Raw genomic sequence first — 13283 nt, forward strand, 5'->3', positions numbered from 1 at the left:
TCGTTTTTTTACCAATCCGTGTAACCGAACATTTTAAATATAAGGGCAATATATATGTCGTGATTAGGTGTTAGATGCTAATTTTTGCGGGATTTATCATTAACATCAAAATGTGATAAGTTGCAGTTTTTATAATCGTTTTATAATGTTCGTTACCCATCTGATAACGAACGTCTATTGACAAGGCCATTTATTGTCTCTAAAATTACATAAAAACTAATTAAATTATTTTCTTTCTCATTTTCGCTCAAAGACGAAGGAAGGACATCAATGAAAAATTATAACATCATCCCTGTTGGCGACCAGTCAATTTCCATTGAGTTCGCTAACCAAATCGATCCAACTATCAACAAGACATTACAAATAATTGCCAAAAGTATAGTTTCCAGCAATACGGATGGAATTACTTCAGTTGTCCCTGCCTACCACACCCTGCTAGTTTCCTTTGACGCATTATTAACAACCCGAGAGAGCTTGATTGAAAAAATCCAGAAACTAATTAAAAATCTTCCTGACGCTTCAAGCGTAAAAACTAAAACTTGGATTATTCCTGTCTGCTACGATTCGGAATTTGCTCCTGACTTAACCGATGTAGCAACCTTTGGCGGTCTCACACCAGAGCAAGTCATAAAAATGCATACTAGTAAAAAATATTTAATCTATTTTCTTGGATTCTTGCCTGGCTTTGCATATATGGCAAGTGTTGATAAAAAGATTGCCATGCCAAGACTATCAAAGCCAAGGCTAAAAATTGCCGCAGGAAGTGTGGGAATTGCAGGCAGCCAAACCGGTTTTTATCCAGTTGATTCTCCTGGTGGCTGGCGATTAATTGGTAAAACCCCAATTAATTTATACGATTCCACTCATCCTGAACCATTCTACCAAGCTGGCGATTTTATTCAGTTCAAGTCAGTTTCTAAGCCTGAATTTTTAGACATCCAACAAAAAGATCGAGCGGGTGAATTCAAGCCAAAGGTGGTGACTACAAATGGATAATCTTACATTCTTAGACGCAGGGTTTCAAACCACTGTTCAAGATAGCGGTCGACTAAACTACCAGATTGAGGGGTTTCCCCAGTCGGGATATATGGATTTCCTTTCTGCCGAAACTAGTAATATTCTTCTCGGAAATGAACGAAACACCGCTGTCTTTGAGTTCGCATTTAGTGGACCAACCATCAAATTCAACTGTCCTACTTTTTTTACAATTACCGGTGCAGAGTATCAGCCTAAACTAAACGGACAGCAAATCAATACCTACCAAGTTTACCAAGCAAACATTAATGACGTACTAACAATTGGTGCCTGCCATCAAGGACGCTTTGGATACTTAGCAATTTTGGGCGGAATATCAGTGCCAAAACTAATGAATAGCTATTCCACCACAACCAGAATCGGAATTGGCGGATTCCACGGTCGAAAACTTGAATCTGGTGACAACGTTATGATCCATAGTTCAGAGACGTTGGTTGGCTATTACCACCGAAAGACCGCATCAACATTAAACACAGATGCAGAAAAAACTATCAGATTTGTTAAGGGGCCTCAGTGGAATATGTTTTCTGATACCGATAGAAGGGCTCTTCTTTCGACGACGTTTACATTAACAAACCAATCGGACAGAATGGGTTACCGCCTTTCAGGCAAAAAGATCGGTTCAAATCTATCAAGCTTGCTTTCAGAGGGGACTGTCAGAGGTGAAATCCAAATTCCCAATGATGGCCAACCAATCGTCTTAATGGTTGATAGACAAACGACGGGTGGTTACCCAGTCATAGCTGCTGTTTCCAGTGCGGATATTCCTTTGCTAGTTCAGAGCCAACCAGGAACTAAACTAAGATTCAAAGAAATATCGCTTTCTGAATCTACCGAATTAATCAAAAAGCAGAGCCAACAACTAAATAAATTACAAAACCAAATCACCCAATCGCTATTTAAGCCTCCATACGGCATTAATAGAATTGCAAGTCACAGAATATCAGAACTATTTGAGGAGGTTTAATCGTGGATACAAGTGATATCGAATCATTAATCAAACTTTTAAAAGATAATAACCTATCTGAAATTACATTTGAGGAGGATGACAGAAAAATTGAGGTAAAACAAGAATTGTCGTCCTCTCCCTTAACTGCAACCCCTGCAGATGCTTCACCAAAGGCTGATACAGTTACCCAAAAATCAAAAACAATCAATGCTCCAATGATTGGAACATTTTATCAGGCTCCTTCTCCTGATGAACCTGCTTTTGTAAAAGTTGGCGACAAGATTAATGTCGGTGACAAAGTTGGCCTGATTGAAGCAATGAAAATGCTAACCGATATTAAGTCGGATCAAGCTGGAGAAGTTGCTGAAATTCTCGTTCCAGATGGAGAGGGGGTTGAATATGGTCAACCGCTTATTCGCCTCAAATAATCCCGTTTCAACTTGGCCATTCCACAAGATACTAATTGCTAACCGTGGAGAAATTGCCGTCCGTATTATTCAGACATGCCGTTATTTAGGAATTCCCACAGTCGCAGTTTATTCAACTGCAGACCGTTCAGCAATGCACGTTAAGCTCGCAGGCGAAGCAGTTTGTATTGGCCCCCCATCACCAACTAAAAGTTATTTGAACATCGCCGCTTTAATTACAGCCGCAAAGCAAACTGGTGCAGATGCAATCCATCCTGGATATGGCTTTCTCTCCGAAAGCTCAGAATTTTCAGAAGCTTGCGCCAAAGAAAAAATAAAGTTTATCGGTGCCAAAAAAGAAATGATTGATCTTTTAGGAGACAAAGAACGGGCTAGAGCAACCATGAAATCTGCTGGCTTGCCAATTGTAAAGGGTAGTTCCAAAGCAGTAACTACAGTTGAAGAAGCTTTAATCCAAGCTGATGAGATTGGCTTTCCAATAATGCTAAAAGCAAGTTCAGGTGGCGGCGGTAAAGGTATGCGCATCATTGAAAGTCGTGAACAGCTCAAAGATAACTTTTCAACTGCTCAAGATGAAGCTATTTCATCATTTAATGATAATCATATGTATCTCGAACAATACTTAGCCACCCCGCGCCACATAGAAGTTCAGATTATTGCTGATCAGTACGGAAATGTAACCGCTCTGGGTGAACGCGATTGTACTATCCAGGCACGTCACCAAAAAGTATTAGAAGAAGCCCCAGCAGTCGTATTAAAAGCAAAAACCAGAAAAGAGATTTTTGAGCGTTGCGAAAATGCTGTTGAAATTCTAGGGTACGAGGGATTGGGAACGATTGAGTTTCTATACAATCCTGATGGTTCTTATTATTTCATGGAAATGAACACCAGAATTCAAGTCGAACACCCCATCACTGAACTAACCACTAGAACTGATTTGGTACAGATGCAGCTTGAAGTCGCTGCAGGTGCCAAACTAAATAAAAGGCGACCCCAAAAGACTGGCTTTGCTCTGGAGTGTCGAATCAATGCCTTTACACCCGGAAAAATCACTGGGCTTCATCTTCCAACTGGACATGGTGTTAGAGTCGATACTGCCATTTATCAAGGATATTCAGTTCCAGCAAATTACGATTCAATGATTGCTAAACTAATCGTGTTTGGCAGAGAACGAAAATCTGTTATTCGCAGGATGATTACCGTACTAGATGAAACCGTAATTGACGGAATAGAAACTAATTTGGACCAACTTGTACAAATTCTCGAACAACCTGAAGTTCAAAAGCAAACCACTAACGTCAATTGGCTCGACCAAAAGATTGATGGGAAGGAGTGATTTTAATGACAACCGTAACAGCAAACTTAACACCAGTAGAATTACGAAGAAAAATTAGAAGTGGAGAATTTTCATTACCAACAAGTGGTTTATGTCCTGGATATACCCAAGCTAATCTTGTGATTCTTCCTAAATCACTTGCATATGATTTTCTGCTATTTACTCAAAGAAATCCTCGTCCTTGCCCAGTACTAGAAGTAAGTGATGCTGGTAGTCGTTCGCTAAATGTATTTGCAAAGGACGTGGACTTAGCGAATGATTTCCCAAAATACAGAATCTACAAAAATGGAGAAGTGACGGATGAAGTCACATCGGTTCAGAATTACTGGCAGGAAGATTTCGTAAGCTTCCTAATTGGGTGTAGTTTCTCATTCGAATCCGAACTAATTTCTGCTGGAATTGAGGTTAGAAATATAACTGAGAATGTAAACGTCCCAATGTTTAATACCAACATCCCTCTCCAATCAGCTGGAATCTTTCATGGAAACATGGTTGTAAGTATGCGTCCCATTCCAGAAGCACAGGTCCCAACTGCAGTGCAAGTAACAGCAAGTATGCCAAAAGTACACGGTGCTCCTATTCAAATCGGAGATCCACAAGCGATTGGAATCAGTGATGTAAATCAACCTGATTATGGTGACTCTGTAACCATTAAGCCAGGTGAAGTCCCAGTTTTCTGGCCATGTGGAGTAACCCCTCAAAACGTTATCATGCAGACCAAACCACCCCTAGTAATCACCCATGCACCTGGTCACATGCTTGTAACTGATGTTATTAATACCACTTTGAAGTATTAGGAGGCTCTATTATGTTAAAAATTGATTTAAATAGTGATTTAGGGGAAAGCTATGGCCGCTACCATATTGGAAAAGACGACCAGGTCATCCCTCTAATCACATCTGCCAACATTGCTTGTGGGTATCATGCTGGCGACCCAGATGTAATTGCAAAAACAGTCGCTACTGCTGAAGAAAATCACGTTGGTGTTGGAGCTCATCCAGGTTTCCCTGATTTAGATGGTTTTGGACGTCGAAAAATGGATATGAGTCTAGATTCTGTTTCCCACATGGTTACTTATCAGATTGCAGCCCTTGCTGGATTCACTAGCAACCATAAACTCCATCACGTCAAACCACACGGTGCTCTGTACAATGCAGCTGGGAAGGATCTCAACTTAGCACTTGCAATTTGCCGAGGAATTAAGGAGTTTGACCCCAATCTCACCGTTTACGCCTTATCAAACGGAAAGTTGGTAGAAGCCGCTAAACAACTTGGACTACCAGTTGCCCAAGAAGTATTTGCAGATAGAAATTACGAAGCAGACGGTAGCTTAGTTTCCAGAAAGAAGCCTAATGCTGTTCTAACAGATCCCGAGGTAGTGGCCAAGCGAACAGTCGAAATGATTAAAAATCAAGCCGTCACCGCAATCACAGGTGAAACCGTTCCATTAACTGTTAATTCCATCTGCGTTCATGGCGACAACGATGCAGCTTTACAGATAGTTAGTCAGTTACACAAAACTTTGAATAATGAACAAATTGACGTTGCAACTTATTAGGTATCCACGAAAGGAGACCGCTTATGGCCCAAAAAATTACAGATATTCCCGTAACTATTGAAACCCCAGCAATTAAGGCAAAGAAAAAACGCAGCATCGCAATGGGTGCCGCTTTCCTAATGGCAATGGCGGCCGTAGGTCCAGGTTTTCTAACCCAAACTGCTACCTTTACTGGTCAAATGGGCGCAAACTTCGGATTTGCAATTGGAATTTGTATCTTGGTCGACATTGTGGTTCAACTTAATATTTGGAGAATCATTATTGTTTCAGGAAAAAGAGCTCAAGTTATCGCGAATGATGTATTTCCCGGATTAGGATATGTTTTATCATTTTTAGTTGCCGTTGGTGGTTTCTTTTTCAACATCGGTAACATTGGTGGAGCCGGTCTTGGTCTTAACGTTCTGTTTGGTATTTCTCCTGAAAATGGTGCAATTATCGCTGCCGCAATTGCCGTTAAAATCTTGATTGTTAAGAATGCACTTAAGGCGATGGACCGAACGGTTATGTTGCTTGCAGTTATTAAAGTTGGAATTTTAGCTTATATTTTAGCAATAATGAAAGTTCCTTATGCTCCTGCAATTCATCATACATTCATGCCAACTCAAATTAACTTCTACTCAATCGTTACAATCGTTGGTGGTACTGTTGGTGGATATATTTCATTCGCTGGTGGTCACCGACTATTAGAAGGTGGTCTTCATGGCAAAGAAAACATTAAATACGTGAATGAAGGTGCCCTAACAGGAATTGGTTTAGCCTCAGTAATTCGTATAATGTTGTTCCTTGCGGGTCTTGCTGTCGTCATTACTGGTGCAAAGCTTAACCCCGCCAACCCAGCCGCATCAATTTTCCAATCAGCAGCTGGAGGGTTTGGATACAAATTCTTTGGCCTCTTAATTTTTGCATCTGGAATGTCATCAATTATTGGATCAACCTTTACTTCAACTTCATTTTTGGATTATGCTGTTGGTGGCAAGCAAGAAGGTGCCTTCAAACAATACAGAACTGCATTTATTATCGCGTTCATTGTTCTATCAACTGCTGTTTTCTACTTTGTTGGTAACCCTGCTCAAGTATTAGTTGTCGTTGGTGCGGCGAACGGATTTGTATTGCCAATCGCACTTACGATTTTATTAATTGCATCTAACAGGACAAAAATTATGGGTACTAAATACCGCCATCCATTGTGGTTAACAATCACGGGATGGGTCGTTGTCCTATTCATGGCTTTCGCTAGTGTTGAAACAGTTATTAACTTGGTTCACTAATATTTCTTTATTAGCAACAAAAAGAACACCCCAATTCTATAAATGAATTGGGGTGTTCTTCTATTAACCTATACTTTTAACTCGACCCAAAAATTCCTCAAACAACTTATCTTCGACCACATCCCCTTCAAACATGAGTTCCGGATGCCACTGGACTCCCATTATTGAACCATCCGAATTTTCAACGGCCTCAATTATTCCATCCCCTGATTTGGCAGTCACGTGAAGTTCATCAGCGACCTGCTTAATTGCTTGATGGTGGTGACTATTTACTAATAGTTTATCTGTATTAACGATACTGGCTAACTTGCTTTCAGACTCAATATCAACATAATGCGCTGTTTCAGATATGTTATTCTTTTGAGAATGCTGAAATACAGGAGTGGCAATTTGACTCTCAATGTCTTGGTATAGGTTTCCACCCATAGCAACGTTCAAAATTTGCATTCCTCGACACAACGCAAAAATCGGCTTTTGGGCATGAATAAATTCTTTAATTAATCTGATTTCACTTTCATCCAACAACGGATCAATATCCCCATTTTGCGGAATCGGCTCCTCACCATAAAACCGTGGTGCCACATCAGTACCACCAGGTAGTAGGAGTCCATCAACTAATGGCAAGTATTCAGTTACTACATCAGGATTCCGCGTTGGAATCAATAATGGCAACCCACCGTGCCTTAAAATGGCTTTCACTTCACCCTCATTGACGTTATTTCTTAATGTTCCGTTAAACGTCCGAATTTCAGCGGGGATCCCGATTGTAGGTTTGTTAAGTTTCATCTGTTTCTCCTTAAACAATATGTTTTTTTATTACGCCACTCGATCACTGTCCTCAGTCGTCTTAAACGCCATCACAACAAGTTCAATGAATGTAATTAGCATTCCTGTTGGGGGGATAAAAATAAATTGCAACTAAGACAATTACGTATACTGCATATGACAACCAACTTTTCAGATAACGAAAAATCGTCATTGCGGAAATTTTATCGGCAGCCTCTTCATTACCACTTTCTTTGGCTGCTTTCACAATTCCCAACGTCAATCCAAGGTATGCGACACTCCAAATAAAAAATACAATTACATAGAAATATTCAGGAACTGGCTTATCGATAAACTTTCCAGCCCAAGCAGTTGCAACTGGGATCAAAGACATTGAAAATAGCCAAGCACTATTTAACCAAAAAATTTTCTTCGTTATTTTCGGTGCTAAAGCAAACATATAGTGGTGATTATACCAGGCTACTGAGATAAATAAGAAGCTGACGGCAAATGCAAATAGATAAGGCAGTTGCTCCAAAAGTCCGTCCCATTCAAACGTCTCTGGCGTCTTAAATTCCAAAATCATAATTGTCATAATTATAGCAACAACTGCATCAGTAAATGCGGCTACCCGACCTTTGTCCATGAAGATTTCCCCCTGATTTATTTAACAAAATTGTACAATAAGCCACATTCTTTGTAACCTAAAACACATTTATTTATCAAAAAAGGCCTCGCAAAAGCGAAACCTTTATAAAATAACTATTTATTATGATGGACAATGGGAGCAGCTACATTCTTTTTTGCAGCAAGACTCTCACCAGTAATTTTACTTCTGTTGTAAATCATTAATGCTAATGTAGCAATTACTAATATGCTTGAACCAATTGCAGCAAAGTTTGTAGTAAATGTATAAACAATCCATGCTAATGGGCTAGCGGCAAAATCAACACTTGCAACTGAACTAGTACCAGCAGGAATTAAGTTTGCTTGAACCATCTTAACTGCTGAGGTAAAAATGGTTGCAAGTGCTGTTGCTGAAAGTACACCTGCTATTAAACTAACTAATCCAACAATAAATGATCTTAAAACATTTCCATTTGTATATGGAAGAACTAATGGAAATAGGTAAATTAATCCAGAAAGACTAGCAAGCGGTAAGAATTCATTACCAGGAACAACTACTGATAAGAAAAGAATTGTTGGTACCAAAAGTAATGAACAAACTAAAGTGGTTGGATGACCTATAACAAGTGCAGGTGTCATACCAATATTAAATTTTCGACCCTTAAATCTTTTACTAATCAATTCTTGAGAACGCAACGAAATTGGATTCAATCCTTCAATAAACATTCCCGTAATTTTTGGAATCAATACCATTACCGCACTTAAAATAATCCCAAGCTGTAATGTTTTGGCAATTGGATAACGTGCTAACAATCCAAGCAATATTCCAATGATGACCCCTAGTAGGATTGGATCGCCAAATAACCCGAACTTCTTTTCTAGTTTTTTAGCGTCAAAATCAACTTTATTCAAGCCTGGAATCTTATCTATAACCCAATTAATAGCTATTGCAAATGGAATAAATGTCACACAGAAAGCCTGTGGAATTGAAATTCCTTTCATATCATCACCATAGAAACTTTCCACCTTCTTCTGAGATCTATCCGCTCCAACTAAAGTAACAATAATTGTGATTGATGCGGCAAATAATCCCCAGAAAAAGCTCTTAGTTGCTATTGACACAATTGAACCAATAAATGCAAAGTGCCAATAATTCCAAAGGTCAATATTTAGAGTTTCAGTTGTCTTAGTTAACAACATCAACACATTAATACCTAAACCTAGTGGAATAATAATCGCTCCAACCTGTGTACCAAACGCAACTGCAGAAGCAGCAGGCCAACCTATATCAAGAGTGTGTAAGTGAAGTCCATATATCTTAACCATAGAATTAACTGCTGGTCCCAGATTATCAGCAAGTAACTGAGTAATCACGTTCAGCCCAACAAAACCAACTCCAACAGAAAGCCCTGATTTCAAAGACTTCGATGGCCCCATACCAATTAGCATTCCAAAGACAAAGAAAATAATTGGCATCATTACACTTGCCCCCAAAGACATGATGTAATCAATAACGCCCATAGTGTACCCCTCCATAACTAAAATGTGTTTTCTTATATGGAAATCGATTATTCTCAAAAGGAAATTACAAACAGAGTATAAAATAGCAATTACGAAATTGCAAATGATTTCACAAAATAATTTACAACTTTTAAATCATTACTAGGCATCTTTAATTACAGAATACATCGTCATGATTGCGTTTACATAAGTTTTGATAGTTTATAAAATTTTTTTGCAGGTCCAGGGAAAATGATATTTTTTTAACAATCAATCTGACAAATCAATTTTTTTGGACTACAATGTTTCCATATAAGAAATTAATGGAGAATTATTTTATGGAAAAGAAAATGTATGGAACCGTCTTAATTAAGGCCTCAGATATTCTTGATGCCCTTGATGATGGTAAACCCAAATCAATTCAAACGATCTCTCAAGAAACTGGTATCGGTGCTCCAACTGTCTCAAAAATTTTATCAACACTAGAGTATCTATACTATGTATCTAAAAATAGTAATGACAAAACATATTCACTGGGCTCAAAATTCATGAAGTTCGGGTCGATTGAAACAACCACAACTGACTTTGTGGAAAAAACCCGTCCTTATTTAGAGGAATTACAAGGAAACATTGACGAAGCAATTCACTTAGCAGTTCCTCAAAACGATAAAATGATATATGTAAATAAGTTAGAGCCCAAAAAGCAGTCAATATATATGACTTCAAAAATTGGACTGACAAGAGAGATGTATAGTTCAGGAATTGGTAAAGCCGTCTTGAGTCAATACTCTCCTAAAATGTTGGATAACTATCTATCAAAAATAAATCTTACTCCGAAAACTCCAAATACCATTACTTCTAAAGAAGAATTAAAACAAGACTTATTAGAAACTCGCAAGCGAGGATACGCCATAGACAATGAAGAACAGGAAAAAGATGGCTATTGTATTGCCGTTCCAATTTCGAGATTTGATCAGGTGGTTGGTTCCTTGAGTATTAGCATTCCAAAATTTAGATTAACTGAAGAATATCGTGATCAAATTATCGCCAATATTAAAAAAACTCAACATAAAATTGAAAGCGAACTAAATAAATAGTTCGCTTTTTTTGTGCATTAAATATGGTTAGATACTCACAAATTTAAAAAAATTAGATAAATTATGTTGCAATTGGATTTTTATAATATATACTTAAGTCACATATAGGAAATGGTTTATTCCAAATAGGAAATTACAAATTAAATTTATTTGGAGGAAAACACAATGACACAATCAGAAGAAGAGATTAAAGAAATTACGGCTGCACTCAATAAGTTCAAGATGAACTGGTTTGATTTGTCCGGAAAAGTAGCAATCGTGACCGGAGGTAACACTGGGTTAGGCCAAGGATATGCAGTTGCCTTAGCAGAGGCCGGCGCTGACATCTTCATTGCCACCTTCGGTACCCAAGGCTGGGATAGCACTCGCGAACTAATTGAATCCAGAGGTCGAACCGTCGAATTTATGCAAACGGATTTGACTGAAGATGGCGCTGCTGACAAAGTAATTTCAGAAGCAATTTCCAAGTTTGGTCACATCGATATTTTAATCAACAACGCGGGAATGATTAAACGTAATCCAATTCTAGAATCAAAAGATGAAGATTGGGAAAATGTTATTGCAATTAACCTTTCAGCTGTTTATCACCTTTCCCTAGCTGCTTCAAAGGAATTTGCTAAGCAAAAATCAGGTAAGATTATAAACATCGGATCAATGCTTTCATTCCAAGGAGGAAAGTTCATTCCTTCTTACACTGCTGCCAAACATGGTGTTGCAGGATTAACAAAATCATTTGCTAGTGAAATGGCTGCATATAACGTTCAGGTTAATGCAATTGCCCCAGGATATATCAAGACTGCAAATACAGCTCCAATTAGAGCTGACAAGCAGCGTAATAATGAGATTCTTTCAAGAATTCCTGCCGGTCATTGGGGTGAACCTTATGAATTAATGGGAATTGCCGTATATCTTTCCAGTGATGCCGCAAATTACATTAATGGGGCCGTAATTCCCGTTGATGGTGGATACTTAGTAAGATAGTTCATCTATTTGTAGGAGGTTATTATGAGTGAAATCCTAACAATTGGTGAACCACTGGTTGTATTCAACTCAACACAGACCGATGTTCCGTTAGAAAACAGCAACCAATTTAACAAGCAGATTGGTGGTGCTGAGCTCAACGTTGCGATTGGAGCAACAAGGCTTGGTCATTCCGTTAATTACATTTCACAAGTGGGAACAGATTCGCTTGGTAAGTTCATCATCAATGAAATTAATAGTGCAGGAATAAATACTAGAAATATTTTCTCAAGTACAGAATATTCAACTGGTCATCAATTCAAATCTAAGGTATCGAGTGGCGACCCTTATGTAGAAAACTACCGAAGGAATTCAGCATGTAGCCACTTGACTCCAGATGTTATTAATCGAGTTAACTTAGACGGCACAAAAATTGCCCATTTTACAGGAATTTTTCCGGCAATTTCACCATTGGCAATTAACACTATGCAACTACTATTCAATAAACTAATTGCTAAAAGAATTCCAATTGTTTTTGATACCAATTTACGTCCTTCACTTTGGAAAAGCCAAAATAACATGGTTAAAACTATCAACCACTTTGCATCTCAAGCAACAATCGTTTTGCCAGGCCTTAAAGAAGGACAATTGCTAACCGGTTTAGAATCTGATAATGAAATAGCAGATTATTACTTAAATAACGAAAAAACTAAGGCGGTTATCGTAAAAGATGGGCCAGATGGTGCATTAGTAAAGACATGCAACGGAATTAAAGAGTTTGTTCCTGGTTTTAAGGTTAATCACGTTATCGATACAGTTGGTGCTGGTGATGGATTCGCACTGGGTACGATCACTGCCCTACTTGAAAATAAGAGTATTGTGGACGCAGCTTTGCGTGGAAATGCCATCGGTTCTCTTCAAGTTCAAACACCTGGAGACAATGATGGATATCCTACCAAACAACAACTAAAAAAATATTATGAAAAAACTCAAAAAAACGCTTCGGGGGTAAAAGAACATGCATAGCAAATCTGAGATACTTACAAATATTCAGAATAATCCTGTTGTTTCAGTAATCAGAGGAGAAAGTGCTCAAGAATCTTACAACACAGCTGAAGCATGCATCAACGGGGGAGTCAAAGTCATAGAGTTAGCATTCACAGCACCTCATGCTGATGAAACGATTGCTAGCCTAAGTGAAAAATACACAGATACAGATATTGAAATTGGCGCAGGAACTGTTTTAGAGGCAGAAACTGCCAGAATCGCAATTATCTCAGGGGCAACTTTTATAGTTAGCCCATCATTTTCAGAAGAAGTGGCGAAGATTTGTAATCTTTACACAGTTCCGTATATTCCTGGTTGTCTCACCCCTTCAGATGTTCAATCAGCCCTTACCTATGGTTCAGAGATAATCAAATTATTCCCTGGATCTGTTGTCGGTCCACAAATGATTTCTGAATTACACGGACCATTCCCACAAGTTAAGGTTATGGTTACAGGTGGAGTTTCACTTGATAGCCTCCAATCTTGGTTTGATGCAGGGGCAAATATTGTTGGTGTAGGTGGCCAAATGGTTGGGCCTGCAAAAAATGGTGATTACAAAGGTGTCACTAAGAATGCAGAGAAGTTCATAAAAGGCACAAAAGCCTTACATTTAATCGCATAAAGAATTAAATAAAGTCTATCTTTATTAGAAGATAGACTTTTTTGGTCTTATTAAAAATAAAACGTCCAATTATTTTACACCACGGTGCTAT

General features: G+C 38.5%; 14 protein-coding genes. 11 read left to right on the plus strand and 3 right to left on the minus strand.

Translation table 11 applies throughout. The annotated features are described in order from the left end of the window. The first annotated feature begins 270 nt into the window (after positions 1-270). The 7 genes from pxpB (at position 271) to PL11_RS02880 (ending at position 6574) form a co-directional block, all read left to right on the plus strand. Entirely contained in the window at positions 271-996 is a 726-nt protein-coding gene (pxpB, locus tag PL11_RS02850; RefSeq protein ID WP_035166228.1) for a 5-oxoprolinase subunit PxpB, read from the plus strand. Continuing rightward, the gene (locus PL11_RS02855) at positions 989-2002 is read left to right on the plus strand and encodes a 5-oxoprolinase subunit C family protein (protein ID WP_035166229.1); all 1014 of its coding nucleotides are present in this window, start codon (positions 989-991) and stop codon (positions 2000-2002) included. The genes pxpB and PL11_RS02855 overlap by 8 nt, the downstream gene beginning before the upstream one ends. A 2-nt stretch (positions 2003-2004) precedes the next feature. Beyond that, entirely contained in the window at positions 2005-2412 is a 408-nt protein-coding gene (gene accB / locus PL11_RS02860; protein ID WP_035166230.1) for an acetyl-CoA carboxylase biotin carboxyl carrier protein, read from the plus strand. After that, positions 2384-3748, plus strand: a complete 1365-nt coding sequence (locus PL11_RS02865) for an acetyl-CoA carboxylase biotin carboxylase subunit (RefSeq protein ID WP_035166232.1) — start codon at positions 2384-2386, stop codon at positions 3746-3748. Before accB ends, PL11_RS02865 begins: the two co-directional genes overlap by 29 nt. 5 nt (positions 3749-3753) lie before the next feature. After that, a complete protein-coding gene (locus PL11_RS02870) occupies positions 3754-4545 on the plus strand; it encodes a putative hydro-lyase (RefSeq protein ID WP_191982083.1) in 792 nt (263 codons plus the stop codon). An 11-nt stretch (positions 4546-4556) separates the two neighbouring features. Beyond that, positions 4557-5306 (plus strand): LamB/YcsF family protein, encoded by a 750-nt coding sequence (locus PL11_RS02875; RefSeq protein WP_035166236.1) that lies wholly within the window; start codon positions 4557-4559, stop codon positions 5304-5306. 101 nt (positions 5307-5407) lie between these two features. Next, a complete protein-coding gene (locus tag PL11_RS02880) occupies positions 5408-6574 on the plus strand; it encodes an NRAMP family divalent metal transporter (protein WP_237047530.1) in 1167 nt (388 codons plus the stop codon). 63 nt (positions 6575-6637) lie between these two features. Here PL11_RS02880 and PL11_RS02885 read toward each other — a convergent pair whose 3' ends face one another. From PL11_RS02885 to PL11_RS02895, 3 genes are all read right to left on the minus strand, one after another. Continuing rightward, positions 6638-7360, minus strand: coding sequence for a gamma-glutamyl-gamma-aminobutyrate hydrolase family protein (locus PL11_RS02885; RefSeq protein WP_035166238.1), 723 nt, complete (start codon positions 7358-7360; stop codon positions 6638-6640). 82 nt (positions 7361-7442) lie between these two features. Further along, positions 7443-7985: a TMEM175 family protein gene (locus PL11_RS02890; protein ID WP_237047512.1), complete on the minus strand. Its 543-nt coding sequence runs from the start codon at positions 7983-7985 to the stop codon at positions 7443-7445. Positions 7986-8101: 116 nt separating this feature from the next. Beyond that, complete coding sequence (locus tag PL11_RS02895) at positions 8102-9487, minus strand: PTS galactitol transporter subunit IIC (RefSeq protein ID WP_035166240.1); 1386 nt, start codon at positions 9485-9487, stop codon at positions 8102-8104. Positions 9488-9804: 317 nt separating this feature from the next. Between PL11_RS02895 and PL11_RS02900 the strand changes: the two genes are divergently transcribed. The 4 genes from PL11_RS02900 (at position 9805) to PL11_RS02915 (ending at position 13192) form a co-directional block, all read left to right on the plus strand. Then, positions 9805-10563 (plus strand): IclR family transcriptional regulator, encoded by a 759-nt coding sequence (locus tag PL11_RS02900; protein WP_035166242.1) that lies wholly within the window; start codon positions 9805-9807, stop codon positions 10561-10563. A 165-nt stretch (positions 10564-10728) separates the two neighbouring features. After that, complete coding sequence (kduD, locus tag PL11_RS02905; protein WP_035166244.1) at positions 10729-11544, plus strand: 2-dehydro-3-deoxy-D-gluconate 5-dehydrogenase KduD; 816 nt, start codon at positions 10729-10731, stop codon at positions 11542-11544. Positions 11545-11568: 24 nt separating this feature from the next. After that, positions 11569-12549: a sugar kinase gene (locus PL11_RS02910; RefSeq protein ID WP_035166246.1), complete on the plus strand. Its 981-nt coding sequence runs from the start codon at positions 11569-11571 to the stop codon at positions 12547-12549. Then, positions 12542-13192 carry a bifunctional 2-keto-4-hydroxyglutarate aldolase/2-keto-3-deoxy-6-phosphogluconate aldolase gene (locus PL11_RS02915; protein ID WP_035166247.1) on the plus strand — a complete coding sequence of 217 codons (651 nt, stop codon included), beginning with the start codon at positions 12542-12544 and terminating at the stop codon, positions 13190-13192. Before PL11_RS02910 ends, PL11_RS02915 begins: the two co-directional genes overlap by 8 nt. The last annotated feature ends 91 nt before the right edge of the window (positions 13193-13283 follow it).

The sequence above is a fragment of the Lentilactobacillus curieae genome (assembly GCF_000785105.2).
Classification (GTDB): domain Bacteria; phylum Bacillota; class Bacilli; order Lactobacillales; family Lactobacillaceae; genus Lentilactobacillus; species Lentilactobacillus curieae.